Source organism: Lactococcus muris, assembly GCF_042849115.1.
Taxonomy (GTDB): Bacteria; Bacillota; Bacilli; order Lactobacillales; family Streptococcaceae; genus Lactococcus; species Lactococcus muris.
In genome coordinates, this window is sequence record NZ_BAAFQO010000006.1 from 77,799 (window position 1) to 100,635 (window position 22,837).

Genomic DNA, 22,837 nt, shown 5'->3' on the forward strand with positions numbered 1-22,837 from the left:
TGAAGGTTGCTTTTTATGTTTATTACTACTGTCATCGTATATTCGAATACAATGATAGGGGCATTTCTAGGTTAATTTCCCGCATGTCTCATTGGGAGAAGGCAAAGCGCCTATCCGTGATCTTTACATTATATTGATTTTGTAAAATATGAAAGAGAGAGTGTTATGAAAAGGAAAAACCTATTATTAATTGCCTTGACGTTGTTTACGGTATTATTTATTGGAAACTCAAAGGTTAGTGCAGAGGAGTTCCGTGTGGGGATGGAGGCAGCATATGCCCCCTTTAACTGGACACAGTATGACCAAAGCAACGGTGCAGTTCCTATCGAGGGTGTAGATGGACAATGGGCCAACGGCTATGATGTACAAGTTGCGAAAAAAATTGCGGATAAATTGAATAAAGAGCTGGTCATTGTAAAGTCCAGCTGGGATGGCTTACTTCCCGCTCTTAAGTCAGGAAAAATTGATGCCATTATCGCAGGGATGTCTCCTACAGCAGAGCGTAAAGAACAGATTGACTTCTCAGAGCCTTACTATACGTCGAATCTTGTTATGATGGTAAAAAGTGGCGGAGCGTTTGCCCAAGCTTCAAGTTTGGCTGATTTCTCAGGAGCAAAAATTACCGCTCAGCTCGGAACTTTCCACTACAACATGATTGATCAGATCGAGAATGTAAATAAACAAACAGCCATGAAGGACTTTTCAAGCATGCGAGTTGCCTTGCAGAGTGGGGCCATTGATGGTTATGTTGCAGAGCGACCTGAGGGGATTACGGCAGAAAAAGCAAATCCTGACTTTAAAATGATTGAATTTGGGGAAGGTCAAGGTTTCGTAACGAACTCAGAGGATACGACAGTAGCGGTTGGTGTCCGTAAAAATGACCCTAATTTAGCAGCAATCAATAGCTTTTTAACAGGTTTCTCAGTGCAGGATCAAAAAGAGCTGATGGATGAGATGATTGCTGCGCAGCCAGAAGCAAAAACACAAGGAACTTGGTATGACCAGATTATTGGCATTGTGAAAGACAATGGGAAACAGTTCCTTAATGGTACAGGGATGACATTGTTTATCTCACTTATCAGTACGATTATTGGTACCATTTTAGGGCTTCTTATTGGTGTATACCGTACAATTCCTGAAATCAGTAATAAGTTTTTAGCTTTCTTATATAAAGTGTTTGGCTGGATTATCTCAGCATATATCGAGATTTTCCGTGGGACACCGATGATTGTTCAAGCAATGGTCCTTTATTATGGCTCTGCTCTGGCATTTGGAATTAGCTTGGACCGTACTGTGGCAGCTTTGATTATTGTATCGATTAACACAGGGGCTTATATGTCAGAAATTGTTCGTGGAGGAATCTTCTCTGTAGATAAAGGACAATTTGAAGCAGCACAGGCTCTTGGAATGACACACGGGCAAACAATGCGTAAAGTTGTCTTGCCACAGGTTTTACGAAATATCCTTCCTGCAACAGGTAATGAGTTTGTGATTAACATTAAAGACACATCCGTCTTGTCTGTGATTTCAGTAACGGAACTCTTTTTCCAAGGGACTACAGTGGCACAGCAAAACTTTATGTATTTCCAAACGTTTGCTGTGATTTGCGCAATTTATTTTGTTCTTACTTTCACAGTAACACGTATTCTCCGTTTTATAGAAAGAAAAATGGATGGGCCAGATGCTTATGTTCCAATCCAAAACCAGATGCAAGTCCAAGAATTGGGGGAGGCCTAAATGACAGCTATTTTAGAAATCAATCACTTAAAAAAATCATTCGGAGACAATGAAGTCTTAAAAGACATCCATTTGACCGTTAATACAGGCGAAGTTATTTCTATCATTGGTTCATCAGGAAGTGGTAAGTCAACCCTGCTTCGCTCAATTAATTTACTAGAAAAGCCTAGCGGTGGTGAAATCATTTATAAGGGAGAAAATGTTCTCGAAAAAGGCTTTGACATTCCTCAGTATCGTACACATTTGGGCATGGTTTTCCAAAGCTTTAACCTCTTTAACAACATGAATGTTATTGAAAATGTTATGGCTGGGCAGGTCACTGTATTGAAAAAAAGCCAAGAGGAAGCAAGAAAGATTGCTTTGGAAAATCTAGAAAAAGTGGGGATGGCTAGATTTGCGAATGCTAAACCTGCACAACTCTCAGGTGGACAAAAGCAACGTGTTGCTATCGCACGTGCGATTTCAATGAATCCTGATGTCATTCTTTTTGATGAACCGACATCAGCTCTAGACCCTGAAATGGTTGGCGAAGTTTTGCAAACCATGCAAGGTTTAGCTGAAACAGGTCTTACCATGGTTATCGTCACCCATGAGATGGAGTTTGCGCGTGATGTGAGTGATCGTGTAATCTTCATGGATAAGGGAGTCATTGCTGAAGAAGGCAGTCCTGAAGAAATCTTTGGTTCGCCAAAAGAAGAACGCACAAAAGCTTTCCTCTCACGTTTCCTACGTACTTGAACAAAAAGCAGAAAAGCAAAAATGCTTTCTGCTTTTTTTTATTGTCACCAGTGTAATGTAAACTCTATATTGAAAAAATGGGCAAATAGCGGTAAAATAGAGGGACGTAGAAAGAATAGGGACAATGAAAAAAATCACAACTTTTGAACAAAAAAAAGTGCTTATCCTTGGATTGGCAAGGTCTGGAGAAGCTGCTGCACGCTTGCTTTATTCATTGGGAGCTTTAGTTACTGTAAATGATGGAAAAGCTTTTGATGAAAATCCAGCAGCCAAAGCCTTGCTGAAAGAAGGCATCCAAGTCATTTGTGGGAATCATCCTCTTGAACTTTTGGACGAAGGTTTTGCTTATATGGTAAAAAACCCAGGCATTCGCTACGATAATCCAATGGTTAAACGAGCTTTAGCTAAAAAAATTCCTGTCCTAACAGAAGTTGAGCTGGCTTACCTCGTCTCTGAGGCTCCCATTATCGGTATTACAGGTACAAATGGAAAAACAACGACAACGACACTCATCGCGGAGATTTTAAATGCTGATGGTCGGTCAGCAAAATTAGCAGGAAACATTGGCTTCCCTGCTTCGGAAGTGGCTGCTACAGCTACTGAAAAAGATACTCTTGTCATGGAGCTTTCAAGTTTCCAACTCATGGGGACTATTGACTTTAAGCCAAAGATTGCTCTGATTACAAATATCTTCTCGTCACATTTAGATTATCATGGTTCGCAGGAAGCCTATGAAGCAGCCAAATGGCGCATTCAAGAAAACTTGACTGCTGATGAATACTTGGTGCTTAACTTTAATCAAGAGAAGTGCCGTGCTTTAGCAGCGCATACTGCAGCTCAAGTCGTAGCTTTTGCTACTGAACAGCAAGTCGATGGTGCCTATTCTTTAGAAGGCAAACTGTATTTTCGGGATGAATTTATTATGGAAACCGCAGCACTGGCCTTACCAGGAGAACATAATCTAGAAAATGCTCTAGCAGCAATAGCTGTTGCAAAACTGTCAGGTGTTGAAAATCAAGCCATTATTAGAGTATTAACAAGCTTTTCTGGTGTCAAGCACCGCTTGCAATACTTGGGCGAAATTTCTGGACGGAAAGTTTATAATGACAGTAAGGCTACAAACATCTTGGCAACAAAAAGAGCACTCTCTGGTTTTGAGAACAGTAAGCTGTGGCTTTTAGCAGGCGGACTAGATAGGGGAAATGACTTTGATGAGTTGCTGTCTGCTGTTTCTGGCCTTAAAGGAATGGCTGTGTTTGGAGAAACTGCTCCCAAACTTCAAAAGCTTGCGGATCAGTTACACATCCCGACAGTCCCCAGTGAAAATGTTGCCACGGCACTTAAAGAAGTTTTTGAAAAGTCAACAGCCGGTGACACGATTTTGCTTAGTCCTGCTAGTGCCAGCTGGGATCAATACAAGACCTTTGAAGAACGTGGCGACATGTTTATCAAAGCCTTTGAAGAATTGAAAGGTGAACTGAAATAAGATGAGAATTATTGTAACTGGAGGCGGTACAGGCGGGCATATCTATCCAGCTTTGGCTTTCATCAATCATCTAAAAACGATTGAGCCAGAATCCGATGTCCTCTATGTTGGGACAGAACGGGGATTAGAAAGCAAAATTGTACCTGCGGCTGGCATCGACTTTAAAACAGTAGATATACAAGGTTTCCGCCGTAGCTTTTCCTTTAGCAACTTTAAGACCCTTTATAAATTTTTGAAGTCCACCTCAGACGCTAAGAAGATTATTAAAGACTTTGAACCAGATGTGGTGATTGGTACAGGAGGATATGTCGCAGGTCCTGTTCTTTATGCAGCAGCCAAGCTTAAGATTCCAACACTTGTGCATGAACAAAATTCTATTCCAGGAATAACAAATAAGTTTTTAAGCAAGTATGTGGATAAGGTTGCTGTGGCATTTGAAGCGGCAAAACCCTACTTTCCGAGGGAAAAAACAGTTTTTACTGGTAATCCTCGTGCGCAAGAAGTTGCCAGTTTAGAAGCAACAGATATTTTGGAAACAGAGTATGAGCTCAAAAAGGATAAAAAAACAGTGGTGATTTTTGGAGGTTCATGTGGTGCACAAACCATCAATGAAGCTGTGAAAGCCGCCCTTCCTAAGTTTGCAGAAAAAGATTATCAGCTTGTGTACGCTTCAGGACAGATTTACTACGATGAAGATTATGCAGAATTTGCTAAATATAAGGAAAGTGCAAATATTGCGATTCGTCCTTACATTTCAAACATGCTTGAAGTGCTGGCGTCATCAGATTTAATTTTATGCCGTGCAGGAGCAACGACGATTGCGGAAATTACAGCACTTGGTCTTCCAACCATCTTTGTGCCGAGTCCAAATGTAACGGCAGACCATCAAACGAAAAATGCTCAGGCACTTGTTGACATTGGGGCTGCCAAGATGATCAGAGATGCAGAGCTTACGGCTGAAAAAATGCTGGAAAGCATTTCGGAAATATTTTCTGATGAAAGTCTCTATCAAGCCATGTCGGAAGCCAGTAAAAAAGCAGGAGTTCCTGATGCAAGCGACCGACTTTATCAACTTGTGAAAGAAATTAAAAATAATGAGTGAAGAAAACCTTACGCCTTGGCAAAAGAAACATCTGGAATATCAGCGCCGTAAGGCTGCTGAAAATCAAGAGAAGTCTGAGGAGCCTAAAAAACGGAAGTTTTTGAAGAATAAAGAAGACGATACGGCTAAAAATCAAGAAGATATAGGTCAAGATTCAGAGAGCCAGTATATTGAAGACGGGGAAGAATCAGTAATGACTCACTCAGAAGAGTTTTCTGAGATCGCTGAAGAGGAAGAAACGAAACCCTCTTACTTTGAAGGCAGCTTTGAAGTCTTTAAAAAAATGTGGCCCTTGCTATTAGTGGCTGTCTTACTTTTCATTGTTTCTGTTTATGCTGTATCACCGATAAGTAAGATTGGTAAGTTTACTGTGTCTGGAAATCAGCACGAATCTTTTGAAGCAATAGTAGAAGCCTCGAATTTAAAACCAAGAGATAGAATTTACGGTGTGATTAGAAATCGACGAGGGATTGAGAACAGTATTGTCCAAAAATTCCCACGTGTGAAAGCAGTAGAGATACAAGTTACTTTTCCTAATCATGTTGAAGCTAAGGTCACTGAGTTTCAGACAGTGGCTTATGTTGAACAGAAAGGAAAGAACTATCAAGTTTTAGAAAGTGGCTATATTCTGAGAGATGAAGAGATTCCAGGGGATAAACTTTCAAACCATCCTTTACTTAAAAGTTTTTCAGATCAAGAGGTAGAAAAATTTGTTACCGCTTATATGAAATTGAAACCTGAAATTCGCAGCCTTATTACTACGGTAAGCAAAGCACCGACTAAAGCAACAAGTGATTTCCTTGCCTTAGAGATGTCTGACGGCAACCAGGTACGTGTTTCCTTGAGCCAAATAGCAGAAAATATGCCTTACTATCCAAGCGTTGCTAGTCAGCTTACCCCTCCCCAAGTGATTGATATGGAGGCTGGGATATACGCGAAATCTAAGGAAGAGTATCTCAATGATTTGAAAAATCCTGAGGGTGAGAAAAAGGACTCAGAAGATACTGCTGAAACGACAACTCAATAGTCTGGAGCAAAAATAGAAAAGATTGATTTCAGGCAAAGCCGAAAAAAGCTTAACCACAGCATTCATATGCACGTGATTAAGCTTTTTTGTTTTTAAGTCATTTGGTTCAATCTTTTTATAGTATCTTAAAGTAAAAGAAAAACGGTTTTCTTTTAAAACGAAAACCGTTTTTACTTTTAAGCGTTCAAGACTTTTGACAAGAAGTCTTGTAAACGTGGGTGCTGTGGATTGTCAAAGATGTCTTCTGGCTTACCGTCTTCAAGGATAACACCAGAATCTGTGAACATGACACGGTTGGCAACTTTGCGTGCAAATCCCATTTCATGTGTCACAATAAGCATTGTCATACCATCGTCAGCGATACGGCGCATGAGGTCAAGAACATCACCAACCATTTCAGGGTCCAAGGCGGAAGTTGGCTCATCAAAGAGCATAACATCAGGATCCATAGCCAAGGCACGAGCGATAGCAACACGCTGTTTTTGCCCACCTGAGAGCATCTCAGGCATGGTATCTTTCTTCTCTTCTAGCCCAACCGCTTCAAGCAAATGAAGTGCTTTTTCTTTGGCCTCTTCTTTTGTTAGTTTCTTAAGCTCAACAGGCGCATACATGATATTTTCCAAAACAGTCATGTTAGGGAAAAGGTTGAAATGCTGGAAAACCATTCCGACATGTTGGCGAACCAAGTTGATATCTGTGTTTTTATCCGTGAGGTTGTAGCCGTTGATAATGACATCACCACTGGTGGCGCCTTCTAAGCCGTTCAATGTACGGAGGAAGGTTGATTTACCAGAACCTGAGGGTCCTATGATACAGACAACGTCCCCCTTGTTGAACTTTGCCGAGATACCTTTGAGGACCTCGTTTTTACCATATGTTTTGTGAAGATCAGTGACTTCGATTTGTACAGACATATCTTTAATCTCCTTATTTCATTTTTTGTTCAATGCGACGTCCAGCCCACATCAAAAGAAGCAGAACAATCATGTATATCAAACCAATCAAACCATAAACACGGAAAGCTTGGAAGTTACGTGCAACGATGATTTGACCAGCTTGTAAGAGCTCAACCAATCCGATAACAGATACTAAGGTTGTATCTTTAAGCGTGATAATAAATTGGTTAATCAAGCTCGGAATTGTAATCTTGACAGCTTGTGGCAAGATTACTTTTTGCATTGTCTTCACATAAGGAATTCCTAGTGAGCGACTGGCTTCCATTTGTCCAGCTGGAACAGCAGCAATACCACCGCGAACGATTTCAGCGATATAGGCTGATTCATTAAGCGTTAAGGCAATAACACCGGCAGTGAACTCGTTCAGAGGACTTTGATGACCTGTAAGGAGTTGTAACATGTTTGGAATACCATAGAAAATGAAGATAGTCAACACTAAGAGAGGAATAGAACGGTTAAGGTCAACGTAAATGCGTGAAATCGTACGCAAAACTGATGAAGGACTAGCTGAGAAAAGTCCAAAGATGATACCGACAATCATAGCCAGGACAAATGAAACTAAAGCAAGTTGAATCGTAATCCAGAGTCCTTTTGCCAGCTGTTTCCAGTTGTTTTTCAAGATGCCAAACATCGTGCTTTCTGTATCTGATTCAGATGCTGTCTCTGCTTTTGAAGTCAGATATTTGTCAAGGATTTCTTGGTATTTTCCGCTAGCACGCAGTGAAGCTAGACCATTGTTAAACATTTCAATCAATTCAGGATTTGTTCCTTTTTTCACGGCAAAGCCATATTGACCAGTTGGGATACCTTCAAAAGGTGTTTTAAATTCCTGCCCTTGCTTGATGGCATATTTAACCACGGGTTCGTCATCCATAAAGGCCTGTATTGAACCGTTCTTCAATGAAGAATACATTGAAGTTGCATCAGTAAAGGTTTTTAAAGTATAACCGTACTTGCTTTCATTTTTAGTTAGGTAGTCATAAGAAGCTGTACCATTTTTGGCACCTACCTGTTTCCCCTTTAAATCTTCCCATGTTTTAATGTCATCGTTAGACTTAGAAACAGCGAGAGTCAGATTAGAGTCAAAGTAAGGATCGCCAAAGTCAAAGACTTTTTTGCGTGCGTCAGTAATAGACATACCAGCCATCATTGCATCTGCATGTCCAGCTTGGACAGCATCTACGGCAGGTTGGAAACCAACGTGGTTCCATTTAATTTTAAACCCTTGTTGTTCAGCAATTGCGTTAAGCAAGTCAACGTCAATCCCGGTGAATTTTTTATCCGTATTTTGGAATTCAAAAGGGGCGAAACTATTGTCAGAAGCAATAGTATAAACATCTTTTTTAGGTATAGCTTTTTTACCACTTGTGTATTTTTGAACGATTTTATCATAATCGCCATTGGCTTTCATTTGAGTGAGAGCCTTATTGAAGCCATCAATTAATTTAGAATTTTCACCTTTCATCACGGCAAAACCGTAACCTCCTGGAAGTGAAAAAGAGGGGAGTTTGATGGCCAGGTCTTGACCTTGACTGATGGCATAAGAAATGACAGGAGCTTCATCCATGGCGCCGACGATATTCCCTGAAGCTAGTGATGCAAACATGTGCACCCCATCAGGATAAGTCTTAATGGAATAGCCGTATTTATCTTGATTTTTTAGCAACCAATCATAAGCAGCTGTCCCTTTTTTAGCACCAACAGCTTTGCCCTTAAGTTCATCATAGCTCTTAAGCGTAGAAGCTTTTGTTGTAGCCAAAGTAATAGCTGAGGTATAGTAAGGCTCAGAAAAATCAAAAATTTTCTTACGTTCGTCAGTGATTGACATCCCTGCAATAACGGCATCGGCTTTTCCAGCTTTTAAGTTTTGAAGAGCAGCATCAAAGCCGGGGAAGGTCATTTCAAGCTTCCAGTCATTGATCTTTGCAACTTCTTTCATGATATCTACATCGATACCTACCCAGTTTTTATTTGAATCTTGAAATTCAAAAGGGGCATAAGCATTATCACTTGCGACACGCACGGTTTCTTGAGCGCTGACGTTATCAGCAGTTACGAAGGACATTCCAGTAAGCGTGGCGAATATTAAAGATAATGTAAAGAATAATTTCTTCATTTCATTATTTCTCCTAAGTTTCATTAATTATATAAACAAATCATATACATGCCAGTATACCACAAAATAGCCTTGAAAAAAATAATCCGTGTCATAAAACATGACATGTAAAAAACTTGAGAAATGAATTTATAATTTTTTCTACAAAAATACACAAAGGAAGAATTTGATAAAGGGAATTATTTAGTGTAAAATTAAAAATGCAGCAACACTTTAACAGAAAGAAGAACTAAAACATGTTTGTCACACTTTCAATCTTTGGCTTTTTCAACGATTGGATTTCCAGTTTCTTGAATACGCCAGGCGCCCACATCTGGGTCTATGTACTTTTAGGTGCCATTATCTTCATCGAAACAGGATTAGTAATTTTTCCGTTTCTACCAGGTGATTCAATTCTCTTTTTTGTCGGCTCTATGGCAGCCTTATATCCAAATAAATTATCAATGCCCTTTCTAATTATAACGATGGGGACTTTGGCTTTTCTCGCAAATCTTCTTAACTATGAAATTGGGCGCAGGTTTGGAGATGTCATCCCTAAACACAAAAGTTTATCCAAATTTTTAAAACCAGAATATATTGAAGAAGCAGAACAATTTTTTGTGAAATGGGGGTCTTGGGCGATCTTCCTTGGGCGTTTTATGCCTATCATTCGTACAGTAGTTCCCTTTACAGCAGGAACCAGTCGTATGCCGCATAAAAAGTTCGTCCTCTATAATTTTTTAGGTGGTTTTGCTTGGGTGATTGTTGCTCTAGGTGCTGGTTTCCTTTTTGGACAAGTTCCATTTATTAAGAAAAATTTTGAGTTGGTCATGTTAACTATTGTTGCTGTATCCTTACTTCCGGCAATGATTGGTGTGGCAAAACGATTTTTCACAGGGCGCAAAGCAGCATAAATAAGTTATAATAGTATTAGTTATCTAATACTATTTTTTATATTAAAAATCAATGCGGCAAAACAACTAATAGATACGGGTAAAATATGGAGATAAATGGATACACGAGGATGGCGGCAGTTTTAGCCTATCCTATCAAACATAGTTTCTCACCCTTTATCCATAATCGTGCATTTGAACTGGTGAACGAAAATGGTGCATATCTGGCTTGGGAACTTAAAGATGAAAAATATTTAGGCCAGACGGTAAATAATGTTAGAACTTTGGACATGTACGGGCTTAACATCTCGATGCCTTATAAGTATAAGGTAATCGAATTTTTAGATGATTTATCGGAGGAAGCACGCTTGATGGGCGCTGTGAACACTGTTGTCAATCATAGCGGGAAGCTGGTAGGCCATAATACAGATGGCATAGGATTTTTTAATGCCCTAACTTTTGAGCCTAAGGATAAAAAGATGGTACTTATAGGCGGTGGTGGCGCCGCCCTTGCCATTATTGTTCAAGCTTTCCTGCTCGGGATGCGAGAAATTACTGTTTTTGCTAGGCGGTCTAGTTCTTACAAGGCCTTGGAGCAACGCGTGGAAGAATTAGCGACTCAAACACAAAGTATACTCAGAGTTTTCGACTTGGCTGATACCTCACGTCTACAATATGAAATTACTGAAGCAGATCTACTGGTTAATGCAACACCGGTCGGTATGTTGGACAAAGCAATGCCCGTCTCGTCTTCTATTAATCTCCCCTCTCATCTATTAGTGGTAGATACGATTTACAAGCTACAGGAAACGCCATTGATGAAATGGGCAGAAGCTCAGGGAGTTCAAACGAAAAATGGCTTGGGAATGCTTCTTCATCAAGCTGCGGCCTCTTTTGAATTATGGACGGGGAAGAAAATGCCTATTGGGCAGATAGGACAGGAATTGGAGGAAAAAAATGAGATTAAAAGTTGATCTTCCACGAAATCCTTATGACATTCTTATCGAAAAAGTCAGTTTATCCTCTGTCGGAAACTGGGTCAGCAGTCTTTGGGAGAAGCAAAAGATTGTCCTCGTGACAGATAATAATGTGAATGCGTTCTATGGTACTGGGGTAAGAACCCATTTGGAGCGCGAGGGTTTTGAGGTTTTTACTTTTGAATTTCCAGCAGGGGAGGCGAACAAAAACTTAGCTACTGTAGAAAGACTTTGGAACTTTTGTGCTGAACAATCTCTGACACGTTCAGACGGCATTATTGCCTTGGGAGGAGGAGTTGTTGGTGATCTGGCTGCTTTTGCTGCCAGTACTTATATGCGGGGAATTCATTTTCTCCAAATCCCCACCAGCTTGACCGCACAAGTTGACAGTTCTATTGGTGGAAAAACTGGTGTGAATAGTGCTTATGCGAAAAACATGATTGGCACTTTTGCACAGCCAGGTGGTGTACTGATTGATCCAGAAGTCTTAAAAACGTTACCCTCTCGAGACTTCCGTGAAGGCATCGGGGAAATTGTGAAGTGTGCCCTTATCGCAGATAAGGAGCTGTGGCAACGTCTATCCAAGTTGAAAAATGCTCAAGAATTATTACAGGAAGCAGAATACTTTATTCATGCAGCCTGTGAAGTAAAGCGAAAACTTGTAGTGGAAGACCAATTTGACCAAGGAACGCGGCTATATTTGAATTTTGGTCACACCATTGGCCATGCTGTAGAAACTTGGGCGGGCTATGGTCAAGTTATGCACGGTGAAGCTGTTGCTATTGGCATGGTCCAAATCAGCAAGGTTGCGGAAAGTAAAGGGCTTATGCCCAAAGGGATGACAGAAAAAATCAGAGAAATGCTGCAAAAGTTTCAACTTCCTCAAACTTATCAGCCTTGGGATGAAACGGCTTTGTTTGACATAGTCGTGCATGACAAGAAGGCACGGGGCAATAGAATAAAGACAATACTTGTGCCAGAAATTGGACGTGCCACAATCCATGAAATAAGCCTAGAAGAAATGCGAGAGTACCTAAAGGTAGGAGGCAGTGACAGTCTCTGAAGAGTGGGCATTGTTGATGAAGATTGACTAAAAGAGTTAATACAGGCTCATCTTTCGCCAAGATTTTGGAAACAGGGCTTATAAAGACTGCTTGTTTCTCATAAATAAGAATACAATGGAGAAAATAATCAAAAAATTATAATGTTTGTCTATCTTGGAATAGCACTTTTTGCGGGTTTTTTACTAGCAAACCAAAACCCGATTAACGCCGAACTTCGCAAAAATGTTAATTCCCCATTTTGGGCATCGACAATTTCTCAAATTATTGGGGTTGTTTTCTTAGGTACAACCTCATTGCTTTTAACGGGGAACTTGTTTCCGTCTGCCGAATTTATCCAGTCTCATCCAGTCTGGATATGGATTGGTGGCTTACTTGGTCCTGTCTATGTCACGTCTAATGTTTTCCTTTTTCCAAGATTAGGCGCTGTGCAGACCGTTATTTTCCCTATTTTGGGGCAGGTAGTGACAGGTGTTATTATTGACAGCTTTGGCTGGTTTTACGCAGTCCATATTCCTATGAGTGTGATGCGTGTTTTGGGAGTTCTTATTACAATATTAGGTCTCCTGATTGCTGTAGTCCTCCCGAGTCTAAAGGACAACTCAAACCAGTCCGAACCGAGACCTAACTTGTTGCCTTGGCGACTCTGGGCAATTATATCCGGTTCATTTATGGCAATTCAGCAAGCGATTAATGGACACTTGGGCCTTTTGTTGCAGAGGCCTATTCAAGCTTCTTTTATCTCCTTTTTTATCGGTTTAATCGCTATTCTTCTTGTTACTTTGCTGATTGAGCGGCGCCTTATCACTAAAGTAGAGTTAAGACAGATAAAAAAATGGAACATGTTAGGCGGCATTTGGGGGGCTTTCTTCGTTTTAGGTTCGGTTTTGGCCGTGCCAAAGATGGGCGCGGGGCTCAGTATCATGATGGCTCTTTTAGGACAAATCCTTGGGTCAATGTTGGTCCAACAGTTCGGTTGGTGGCGTTCAGGTACCTATCCGATACGCATGATACAAGTTGTTGGTCTTGGGCTCATGCTGGTGGGTATTGTTTGTATAAAATTTTTGTGAGGTCATATGTTTAGAAAAAAATCATTTGAAGTATTTGATATTGAAGGTCTGGATGCGCGTATGCAAGCTGTGCGCTCGGAGATTCAACCTGTTTTTATGGAGATAGGTGAGGTCTTGAAAGAAAGAATCAGTCAAGCTTTTCCAGAGCAGGATTTTTATCTGCACATTGCTCAGCATCGACGCCGCACCAGCCATGCTCCAGAAAATACGTGGTCAGCCATCGGTCGACAAAAGCGAGGATATAAGATGGAACCGCATTTTCAGCTAGGCATTTGGAAAGACTATGTGTTTATTTACCTTTCCATCATTGATCAACCGAAAGGTCAGCAAGACTATGCTGATAAATTAACTCAATTTGGCGCTTTGCCAGCCGGTTTTGTTCTTTCAAAGGATCATACGCAGCCGAACTTTTATGAAACCAGCCATTTTTCAGAACTGATCACACGTTTGAAAAAGGTAAAAAAAGCAGAGTTAGAAATAGGGAAAGTTTGGGAAGCTTCTCGTTTTGATGGGAAGCAAGACGAAGTAATCTTGCAAGAAATGCTTGAAACTGTTGACCTTCTACTTCCCATATACAAAGGATTGATGGAGGAATAACATGCGTTTTTTTACAGCCGGAGAGTCACATGGTCCGCGATTGACAGCCATTATTGAAGGGCTTCCTGCAGGACTTCCTCTGCAAGCTGAGGATATCAATATTGAACTCAAACGTCGTCAAGGTGGCTATGGACGGGGCGGACGTATGAAGATTGAGAATGATCAAGTTGAAATTACGAGTGGTCTTCGACACGGAAAAACTTTAGGAAGTCCGCTCACGCTCAATGTAAGCAATCGTGATTTCTCACATTGGACAGAAATTATGGCTTCTGGAGCGGTTGACGCATCCGTAAAGAAACAACGAAAGCTAACGAAACCAAGGCCCGGTCATGCAGACCTCGTTGGGGGAATGAAGTACGAATTTGATGACTTGCGCAATACACTTGAACGTTCTTCAGCGCGTGAAACGACCATGCGAGTAGCGGTTGGTGCGGTAGCTAAGACTTTGCTAAAAAATTTAGGCATTGATCTGGCTAATCATGTGGTCAATTTTGGTGGCAAGGAGGTTGCAGCGCATCTTTCAGATTTGACAGTGGAGAAAATCAAAGAAAGAGCTGGATCAAATGACTTATCTCTGGTCGACACCTCACGTGCGGCAGAGATTCGTGCCTATATAGATGACATAAAAAAGAAGGGGGATACAATCGGGGGAATAGTTGAGGTACGTGCGACAAATGTTCCTGCTGGTCTGGGTTCCTATGTGCATTACGACCGAAAATTAGATGCGAAAATTGCAGCAGCTGTTGTTTCAATTAACGCCTTTAAAGGGGTCGAGTTTGGTTTAGGTTTCGAATCAGGACGGCTTCAGGGAAGCCAAGTCATGGATGAAATCTGTTGGTCGGAACAAGCGGGTTACAGCCGGAAGAGCAATAATCTTGGCGGCTTTGAAGGGGGAATGACAAACGGCGAAGATTTGATCATTCGAGGTGTAATGAAACCTATTCCGACCTTGTATAAGCCTCTTATGTCAGTAGATATGGAAACACATGAGCCTTATAAGGCAAGTGTTGAGCGTTCTGATCCTACGGCCTTGCCAGCGGCAGGCGTCGTTATGGAAAACGTTGTTGCCACCGTTTTAGCTCAGGAAATTTGTGACAAATTTTCGAGTGACAGTTTTAGAGAACTTCAAGAAGCATTTCAAAAGTATAAAGCACGCTTAAGAAAATTCTGAAAAAACTAGAACCATTGTGGTCCTAGTTTTTTTCATTACAAAAGTGTAAGTTTATAGAAAATATTATTTGCTAGAATAAAGATATAAACTTAAGTAAAAGACACGCCTAATATGAAAGAGGAAAAAATATGAAAAAGGTATTATTTGGTTTACTTGCATTTGTCGTAATCATCGGTGGTTTAGGTTATGGTTGGTATAAAACGAGCTATGGTGGCACAGAACGTTATGTGAAAATCACTGAAGATGGTAGAAAAAAAGTCATTAAAGCAGACTCGGGCGAGCGTTTTACAGATTATGAGTACGAGATGACCGCTTATGATAAAAAAGGAGATGAAAAAGAAGTTTCCTTTACAGCACAGCATAACTTACGTAAAAATGCTTACCTAAAACTGATAGATAACAAAGTCAAAGGTATAACAAGCTGGGAAGAAGTTCAAGAAAAAGACTTGCCAAGTAAAGCAAAAGAGAAGTTAAACCAAAACTAAAATCAAGGCAAGATATATGGAGGAGAAAAAATGCTATTAGAAGTTAAACACATCAAAAAAGTTTTCAAAACACGTTTTTCAAAGGAAGAAACAACAGCTCTTGCAGATATTGATTTCTCTGTGGAAAAAGGCGAATATATCGCGATTATGGGTGAGTCGGGGTCAGGAAAAACCACTTTATTGAACATCCTATCTACCTTGGAAAAACCTACGGCAGGTCAAGTTTTACTCTCAGGACGTGATATCACAGCCATTAAGGACAAAGACATTTCAGCTTTTCGCAGGGAGCATCTTGGCTTTGTTTTCCAAGATTTCAATCTTTTAGATACCTTGTCTGTCAGAGATAACATTTATCTTCCTTTGGTTTTGTCTAAGGCTCCGGTAAGCGAGATGAAGGCGCGTTTGGACAACTTGGCACCAAAACTAAATATTGAGAGCCTCTTAGAAAAACAGCCTTTTGAGCTCTCAGGTGGGCAGCAACAACGTGTGGCTGTGGCGCGTGCCTTGATTTCTCAACCAGATTTAGTTTTAGCTGATGAACCTACAGCAGCTCTGGACTATAAAAATTCGGAAAGTTTGCTTGAACTTTTTGAGAATATTAATGATGCGGGTCAAACAATCATCATGGTTACACACTCAAGCTTGGCAGCAAGTCATGCTAAGCGCGTCCTTTTTATTAAAGATGGGATGCTCTACCATCAGCTTTACCGAGGTGAAAAATCATCGACAGACTTTGCAAAGGAAATTACACTGTCAATGACTTCATTCTTAGGTTCTCCAGTAGGTCCAAGTGAAACGGAGGTGGCACACAATGCTTAGTTTTAAGCTGGCAGTCCAAAATTTGAAGAAAGGTTTCAAGTCCTTTGCTCCCTTTATTGTGGCGAGTGTGACAATGTTTGTTTTGCTCTTTATCACAGTGGCTATCGGACAGTCCCCCTCTCTTGAACACATGAAGGGAGGCGCAGCAGTTTCACAACTGATGACTTTTGGAATGTGGATTTTAGCTATATTTGCTGGCATCATCCTCGTCTATAGTTATCGTTTCTTGCAACTGCAACGTTCGCGTGAGTTTGGGCTTTATGATATTTTAGGTCTGGGAAAGAAGAAAATAGCACTCGTTTCTTTCTTTGAACTTGTTCTGAGTTACATTGCCATAGTAATTATTGGTACAATCGCTGGGATTGCCTTTTCAAAATTCTTTTTCCTTATTTTCATAAATATGATTGGAGAAAATCAGTTTGATTTGGCAATTACAGCAGGAGCTGTGTTTACTGTTGCATTAATTTTCTTGATTTTCTTCTCTATACTCCTTGTCATAGGAACATTTATCATTTGGAAATCTTCAAGTTTAGACCTGTTGCGTGAAGAATCTAAGGGAGAAAAAGAACCCAAGTCAAATATCTTCATGGCTATCATTGGGCTTCTCTTACTCATTGTAGGATATAGTCTTGCAGTAAGCGTCGATAACCCGATCAAGGCTTTGACAACTTTCTTTATTGCGGTCTTAGTCGTTATTCTGGGGACATACTTCTTTTATATAAGTTTTACTGTTTGGTATCTAAAATGGCGTAAAAAGCGCAATTCTTACTATAAACCGCAAAACTTTATCACGATCAGTTCCATGCTTTATCGGATGAAAGCCAATGCAGTTGGGCTAGCAAACATCACGATTCTTTTATCCATGAGTTTAGTGACATTAGTGGTCACAATTGGTATTTTTGTGGGAAGCACTCAAGCAGTAGAGCGGGCTTATCCGAAAGAAGGAAGATATGTTCTATACAGCCAAGAAAAAACAACTGCTCAAATGGTCCAAACTCTGAAAGAAAAAGCAGACCAAGCTGGAGTTGAAATTTCCAATGTTTCGACAGCTCTAAGCGCGGATTTCTTAATGGTTGATGGGCAAAAAGCAGCAACGAATACTCTCCGTATTTCTCCATTGATGACTCAAAAAACAGCCCTGCAATTCTCAATGACAACCTTGCAAACATTGAAAAACTTGAATGAAAAAGTTGCAGATATTTCAGGCAAGCAGATAAACGTCCTCGATTATTTTGGAGCTTATCCAAATCTAAAAAAGCTCAACTGGTTTGGTACTCAATATGAAGTCAAAACCATTATGGCAACGAGTGACTTGAAGAAATATCCAATCATGTTGAACATGACAACACCAATGCTTATTATATTTCCAAATGATGAGGCATTGTATCAAGCTCTAGCTGCCTATAATCAGGCAAACAGCGAGAGAGAGAACTTTTATCAAATGACTCCAGCTGTGACGGTGAACTTTGAGCTTCAAGAGCAAGAACAGGACAAGCTCAGAAAGGTATTTAAGGAGGAACAAGGCGCACTGACTTTCCGCTCAACTGAGATGAAAGAAGTGAGAACAGGTATTGGTGCATTTGTCTTCATAGGCTTAGTGCTTGGTATCAGCTTTATCTTGGGTGCAGCTTTGATTATTTATTACAAGCAGTTATCTGAAGGTACGCAAGACAAGCGTTCGTTCAAGATTCTCCAAGAAGTGGGACTTTCGAAAAAACAAGTGGCTAAAACGATCAAGTCACAAGTCAGCATGATTTTCTTACTGCCTATTGCCATGACTATCCTCCATTTCAGTTTTGCCTACATCATGATTAGCAAACTTATTCAAATCTTTGGCATCATGGATAACCAATTAATTCTCTGGGTAAGCTTAGGAAGTATTGCCGCCTTGGCAATCATTTACTGGCTTATTTATAAGGGAACAAGCCGAGTTTATTACAATATTGTGGAGAAAAAATAAATGGAAAAAATTCCCTACTATTTACTGATTCTTGGAGGTTCACTCACTGCGCTTAGTTTCTGTGCATGGTATGCTTGGGCAGGGATTCGCTTTGTCCAGAGAAAGATTCAAAATTGTAAGGACATTAAGCTCTTACAGAAAATATCAGTCAGTCTACATACTCTTTCATTGCTCATCATTGTTGGTTTGGTTTACTACGGGCTTACCACACTTTTTTGACAGAGTTCCTGCATTGAGACCGGTTTGGCTAAAGTTGGACAAGTAACTTAGGTAAAGGACTTAGTTCTGTACTGTATAGGGCTAAGTCCTTTTTGTTTGGATGCGTTTATTGTCTTTACCACATCTATTGTGCAGCTGTCCATCCGCAAATTTCATACGTATTACTTTCTGGTTGAGTTCTCGTCTGCTGTTCTTACGTATTGCTTTTTGCCTATCATATATTATAGAATAGGAGATATTAGAAAATATTTTTGGAGGAGAAATGCCCAAGATTTTTATTGTCGAGGATGACAAAACAATTGTCAAAATGTTGACCAATGCTTTAAAAACTGAATTTCAGGTCCATTCTGTTTTAAATTTTCGAGCAGTAAAGCAAGAAATCTTGGAAGCAGAGCCAGATTTGGTGTTGATGGACATCGGCTTGCCTTTTTATAATGGATTTTATTGGACAACAGAGCTACGAAAAGTTTCCCAAATTCCGATTATCTTTATTTCATCAATGAGTGATGATATGAATCAAGTGACAGCTATGAACCAAGGGGCAGATGATTTCGTGACAAAGCCCTTTTCATTAGAGATATTGAAGGCCAAGATAAAGGCTCTCTTACGTCGCTCTTATAAGTTTTCAGGTCCAGAAAAATTAGAATTTGCAGGATTTATTTTATCTGAAAATAGGGTAAAGTTTGGCCAAAAGCAAGTTGAACTTACACCATCAGAAAACAAAATCTTAAGTATACTTTTTAGAGCAAATGGTGCAGTCGTCAGCAAGGAAGTTATCCTTCAGGAACTTTGGCAAACGGATGAATTTATTGATAGCAATACTTTAAATGTGAAGATGGCGCGCTTACGCAAGAAACTGGCGGAAATAGGTTTCGCACATCTGGTGACGAAGCGAGGTGTAGGCTATGCCTTGGAATAAAATAAAGAGATTTCTACAGACAAAGATTGCTCAGATTGGTGTCTTTTTACTCATGCTCTTTATTTTTGTCAGCAATTTTCTACTCTGGCATCTGCCGATAGAATCACTCATAAACGCAACGATATTGGCCTTGATTGTATTTGTACTTTATCTGCTTTCTTCTTATTTTCGCTGGGAAAAGCGGGAGGAAATCTTGCTGGACCTCAAGCATGAGTTGGCTGATTTGGGTGAAAAACTAGTAGAGAGGGAGCGACATATTAGGGAAACTGAAGATATCCTTAAAGTCTGGTCTCATCAGATGAAGATACCTCTGGCTGCTATAGACTTAATGGCACAAACAGAGATAAATCCAACAGAGCTAAAAAATCAAACCTTTGCCTTGGATAATTATCTGAAGATGCTACTGGAATATCAACGCATATCTAACATTTCGACAGACTTTCGTTTTGAGAGGTTTTCGGTTGCTCTTGTTATGAGTGAACTTCTTAAAAAATACAGTAGTTTTTTTATCCAGAAAAACTTATCCGTCACGCTGTCAGGAGATTGGGAAGTAGTTACTGACCGAAAATGGTTAGCTCTAGCCCTAGAGCAACTGCTTAATAATGCGATAAAGTATACAAATGAAGGAAGTTTGACGATTACTATTGAAGAGAATAAAATCGAATTAAGTGACACAGGAATAGGGATTTTACCTGAGGATTTACCGCGGATATTTGAGCATGGTTTTACAGGATATAACGGCCGGGGACACTATAAGGCTTCAGGTTTAGGACTCTATTTGACAAAACTTATCTTTGACCGTCTGGACTTTGAGATTGGGATAAGTTCAGACGTTGGTATAGGAACAAAGGTTGAGGTGAAAAAAGATGAAAGATAAACAGGTTATACTTGCGGAGCTCCAAGTTTTTGAAACGGAGCGATTGGTTTTTAGAAAGATAGAACTTTCTGACAAAGAGGATATGTTTGAATATGCCAGCGACCCAGAAGTTGTGCGTTACGTCACTTTTCCAGAGCATAAAAGCTTAGAAATGACAGAAGAAAGTATTGTCAACTATTTTATACCCAATCGTTTAATATGCTGGGGAGTAGTGGATAAACAAAGTGGGAAAATGATTGGTACTATTGACTTAAGATTAGAGGGAGATCAAGCTATCTTTGGCTGGGTGCTTAACCGCAAGTTCTGGGGAAGAGGTCTCATGCCAGAGGCTGCTGCATACCTTAGAGATTTAGCTTTTAATCAGCTAGAAGTGCAAGTCATTACTGCGGAGCACGATGCGGAAAATCCGAAGTCAGGTCGTGTGATGGAGAAGATAGGCATGCGAAAGATTGGTCAAGTTTATACTTATATTGCGAAAGAGAAGCGTTCTGTACTCTGCGATTACTGGGCGTTGACAAAAGCAGAGTATCAAGCACTGCGTAAATAAAAGTATTCATTGCTGATAATGTCATGAAGTTAAGAAGCTCTAGCTCAGGCAAGAGCTTCTTTTTTGTCCGCGTTTCGGGCGCTGGTTACGGAAACTGAAAACAAGTCCAAGTGAAAACCCTCCTCGCTTTTCTCATCAAACACTCATTTCATTTGACCTTTTTTTTTTTTTATACTATAGACTCAGAAAGTAAACGTAACATTAGAAATACAAATGTAAAGAAAAATCTAAACCACAGGTTACGTCAAAGGAGGAGTTTATGACACCAGAAAAGAAAAAACAGCGGCGGCTGCGCAACCTTGCACTCCTGTCGCTCTTGTTACTCGCAGTAGGCGGCACCTTCGCCTTCCAAGCCTTCAACCAACGGGCCATCAATGACCGGCTGAATGAAGTGGACATCAATGTCGGCGGCCGTGTCCACGACTACTACAACCGAGACACCGAAAACAAGGACGTCTTCGTGGAAAACTACGGCGAACGGCCAATCATGGCACGGATACGCCTGGCCGAGTTCCTCGAAACCCGCCAACGTGATGAAGCCAACTTCACCCCCTTGGTGGCAGGGACCAGCCGTGAGGATGTAGAAAACTGGACCACATGGATCCCAAGCGCAGGCAATATCAATGACCGTGCAAACAATAATCCGTCCAATGCCTTTGACCAGTATGCCACACTCATCTTCGGTTGGGAGCGTTCCGGTCAAGATGCCCCATGGTATATGCCGACCTTCAATCATGACAACCTGGACTTAAGAACAGCAGCGGCAGGTCATGCGCGGGACTGGATTGAAGGGAACGAGGCAACAGATGGCGTTACAGACGGTGCGACACATCCGGGTGACGGAACAGATGCCTACTGGTCAGCAGGCGGCAGCTTTGACAACAGTGGTCCAGTCTGGCCGGGAGAAGAAGTGACCAACCAAACTGCCCAGAACCTCCCCCAAGACCGTGCCCCAATGACCATGAACCAGTGGAGCACCTTGCCTAACGAAGACAAGATAGGCAACTTCTGGGTGGTTGACCACAACACAGGTTGGGCTTACTGGGCCAACAGACTGAACAGTGAGCAAGCCAGCTCTTACCTGCTTAATGCAGCGGAGATGACAGCTGCCATTGAGGACAAGGTCTTTAACGGTTTTTACTACTATGGAATCCATGTTGAGAGTGGACTGGTACACCCTGACCAGCATGAGGAGTTCCTCAATGACGGGGAGCAACACCATGCGGAGCTGGCAGACCTTCTCCGTGGTATCCAGAACGGAGTGATGTTTGATGACGGCCCGAACCCACTGCCTAACGAAGACAGCCCAGCATCAGCCTTTGACTTTTCGACCATGCGTCCGGGCCGTATCTTTACCATGGCTGGGGAGCAGTACCGCTACCTTGAAAACATGGGTTCTGGGAATCATATGATTATTCGGAATGGTGTAATTACGAATATCCCCTTGACACAACATGAAGCAGAATTGAATACTTGGCGTCAAGCTCTTGCCCCAGAAGTTCAGGCGATGATTCAACCTGTCTCTGTCCCATATATAGGCCCTGCTATTTTGGATGAAGATATTGTTTGGGAAGGCGGCTGGCGTTGGATAATGAGTGCCAGCAGCTTGGCTCAATTTCCTGATGCTGCAGCTGACATCACTCAAGTTGACTCAGGTGGCACACCACGTGCTTTTACTCTTTCCGTAGCAGATGTGGTGCGCTTGTCAGGCCCAGGTCGTGCTTTTCCTCGTAGGGAAGGACGTGTAGGTGCAAATGATACCCTTTGGTGGACGCGTACGCTTTCATCACAAAGTCCTAATCCTGATACAGGTTGGTTTATTAATGGAGGTAACGGATGGCTAAATTCCCATTGGACCACAAATCTTGCTGGAGCACATGGCGGCATGCGCCCAGCCCTCATCATCAACCAAGCTCCTTAGAACTTTCTTTCAGAAGTTTTGGACGAAAGTTCAAATTCAGAGTTCGAAAACGCCCACTTTTGACACAAAAAATGTCGAAAGTGAGCGTTTTTCTGTTTTTGGGTCCTTGTCTCAGAGTTTTTTCAATTCAAAACCAGTAAACGAGGGATGTTTTATAGTTTTTCTTGATTGCACTAAGCT

21 protein-coding genes are annotated in these 22,837 nt (G+C 41.0%); 19 read left to right on the forward strand and 2 right to left on the reverse strand.

Features of this window, described 5'->3' with window-relative positions; translation table 11 throughout:
- The first annotated feature begins 165 nt into the window (after positions 1 to 165).
- The 5 genes from ACGHCK_RS05020 (at position 166) to ACGHCK_RS05040 (ending at position 6,090) form a co-directional block, all read left to right on the forward strand.
- On the forward strand, positions 166 to 1,737 hold the full coding sequence (locus ACGHCK_RS05020) for an ABC transporter permease subunit (RefSeq protein WP_202231360.1): 1,572 nt from the start codon (positions 166 to 168) through the stop codon (positions 1,735 to 1,737).
- A complete protein-coding gene (locus ACGHCK_RS05025) occupies positions 1,738 to 2,475 on the forward strand; it encodes an amino acid ABC transporter ATP-binding protein (RefSeq protein WP_251421872.1) in 738 nt (245 codons plus the stop codon).
- 124 nt (positions 2,476 to 2,599) lie between these two features.
- A complete protein-coding gene (gene murD, locus ACGHCK_RS05030; RefSeq protein ID WP_251421877.1) occupies positions 2,600 to 3,961 on the forward strand; it encodes a UDP-N-acetylmuramoyl-L-alanine--D-glutamate ligase in 1,362 nt (453 codons plus the stop codon).
- Between the two features lies 1 nt (position 3,962).
- Positions 3,963 to 5,063 carry an undecaprenyldiphospho-muramoylpentapeptide beta-N-acetylglucosaminyltransferase gene (gene murG / locus ACGHCK_RS05035; RefSeq protein ID WP_271328181.1) on the forward strand — a complete coding sequence of 367 codons (1,101 nt, stop codon included), beginning with the start codon at positions 3,963 to 3,965 and terminating at the stop codon, positions 5,061 to 5,063.
- A complete protein-coding gene (locus tag ACGHCK_RS05040) occupies positions 5,056 to 6,090 on the forward strand; it encodes a cell division protein FtsQ/DivIB (protein WP_271328182.1) in 1,035 nt (344 codons plus the stop codon). Before murG ends, ACGHCK_RS05040 begins: the two co-directional genes overlap by 8 nt.
- A gap of 176 nt (positions 6,091 to 6,266) precedes the next feature.
- Here the strand turns inward: ACGHCK_RS05040 and ACGHCK_RS05045 are convergent, their stop codons facing one another.
- Together ACGHCK_RS05045 and ACGHCK_RS05050 are read right to left on the reverse strand one after the other, a co-directional pair.
- On the reverse strand, positions 6,267 to 7,004 hold the full coding sequence (locus tag ACGHCK_RS05045) for an amino acid ABC transporter ATP-binding protein (protein ID WP_251421887.1): 738 nt from the start codon (positions 7,002 to 7,004) through the stop codon (positions 6,267 to 6,269).
- A gap of 13 nt (positions 7,005 to 7,017) precedes the next feature.
- A complete protein-coding gene (locus tag ACGHCK_RS05050; RefSeq protein ID WP_271328183.1) occupies positions 7,018 to 9,162 on the reverse strand; it encodes an ABC transporter substrate-binding protein/permease in 2,145 nt (714 codons plus the stop codon).
- A 236-nt stretch (positions 9,163 to 9,398) separates the two neighbouring features.
- On the opposite strand from ACGHCK_RS05050, the gene ACGHCK_RS05055 reads away from it, so the two are divergent.
- From ACGHCK_RS05055 to ACGHCK_RS05120, 14 genes are all read left to right on the forward strand, one after another.
- Entirely contained in the window at positions 9,399 to 10,055 is a 657-nt protein-coding gene (locus ACGHCK_RS05055; RefSeq protein WP_251421893.1) for a VTT domain-containing protein, read from the forward strand.
- Positions 10,056 to 10,141: 86 nt separating this feature from the next.
- Positions 10,142 to 11,008 carry a shikimate dehydrogenase gene (gene aroE, locus ACGHCK_RS05060; protein ID WP_251421896.1) on the forward strand — a complete coding sequence of 289 codons (867 nt, stop codon included), beginning with the start codon at positions 10,142 to 10,144 and terminating at the stop codon, positions 11,006 to 11,008.
- On the forward strand, positions 10,992 to 12,074 hold the full coding sequence (gene aroB, locus ACGHCK_RS05065) for a 3-dehydroquinate synthase (RefSeq protein WP_251421899.1): 1,083 nt from the start codon (positions 10,992 to 10,994) through the stop codon (positions 12,072 to 12,074). The genes aroE and aroB overlap by 17 nt, the downstream gene beginning before the upstream one ends.
- Before the next feature lie 141 nt (positions 12,075 to 12,215).
- Entirely contained in the window at positions 12,216 to 13,142 is a 927-nt protein-coding gene (locus ACGHCK_RS05070) for a DMT family transporter (protein WP_251421901.1), read from the forward strand.
- 6 nt (positions 13,143 to 13,148) lie between these two features.
- Positions 13,149 to 13,739: a DUF1054 domain-containing protein gene (locus ACGHCK_RS05075; protein ID WP_251421903.1), complete on the forward strand. Its 591-nt coding sequence runs from the start codon at positions 13,149 to 13,151 to the stop codon at positions 13,737 to 13,739.
- Between the two features lies 1 nt (position 13,740).
- The gene (aroC, locus tag ACGHCK_RS05080) at positions 13,741 to 14,910 is read left to right on the forward strand and encodes a chorismate synthase (protein ID WP_251421906.1); all 1,170 of its coding nucleotides are present in this window, start codon (positions 13,741 to 13,743) and stop codon (positions 14,908 to 14,910) included.
- Between the two features lie 128 nt (positions 14,911 to 15,038).
- Positions 15,039 to 15,395, forward strand: a complete 357-nt coding sequence (locus tag ACGHCK_RS05085) for a YxeA family protein (protein WP_251421910.1) — start codon at positions 15,039 to 15,041, stop codon at positions 15,393 to 15,395.
- Between the two features lie 30 nt (positions 15,396 to 15,425).
- Positions 15,426 to 16,214 (forward strand): ABC transporter ATP-binding protein, encoded by a 789-nt coding sequence (locus ACGHCK_RS05090; protein ID WP_251421913.1) that lies wholly within the window; start codon positions 15,426 to 15,428, stop codon positions 16,212 to 16,214.
- Complete coding sequence (locus tag ACGHCK_RS05095; protein WP_251421916.1) at positions 16,207 to 18,174, forward strand: ABC transporter permease; 1,968 nt, start codon at positions 16,207 to 16,209, stop codon at positions 18,172 to 18,174. Before ACGHCK_RS05090 ends, ACGHCK_RS05095 begins: the two co-directional genes overlap by 8 nt.
- Positions 18,175 to 18,393, forward strand: coding sequence for a hypothetical protein (locus ACGHCK_RS05100; RefSeq protein ID WP_202230899.1), 219 nt, complete (start codon positions 18,175 to 18,177; stop codon positions 18,391 to 18,393).
- A 262-nt stretch (positions 18,394 to 18,655) separates the two neighbouring features.
- Positions 18,656 to 19,312: a response regulator transcription factor gene (locus ACGHCK_RS05105; RefSeq protein ID WP_202230900.1), complete on the forward strand. Its 657-nt coding sequence runs from the start codon at positions 18,656 to 18,658 to the stop codon at positions 19,310 to 19,312.
- A complete protein-coding gene (locus ACGHCK_RS05110) occupies positions 19,299 to 20,189 on the forward strand; it encodes a sensor histidine kinase (RefSeq protein WP_271328184.1) in 891 nt (296 codons plus the stop codon). Before ACGHCK_RS05105 ends, ACGHCK_RS05110 begins: the two co-directional genes overlap by 14 nt.
- A complete protein-coding gene (locus ACGHCK_RS05115) occupies positions 20,179 to 20,736 on the forward strand; it encodes a GNAT family N-acetyltransferase (RefSeq protein WP_251421922.1) in 558 nt (185 codons plus the stop codon). Before ACGHCK_RS05110 ends, ACGHCK_RS05115 begins: the two co-directional genes overlap by 11 nt.
- A gap of 259 nt (positions 20,737 to 20,995) precedes the next feature.
- Positions 20,996 to 22,657 carry a hypothetical protein gene (locus tag ACGHCK_RS05120; protein ID WP_394304498.1) on the forward strand — a complete coding sequence of 554 codons (1,662 nt, stop codon included), beginning with the start codon at positions 20,996 to 20,998 and terminating at the stop codon, positions 22,655 to 22,657.
- Positions 22,658 to 22,837: the final 180 nt, after the last annotated feature.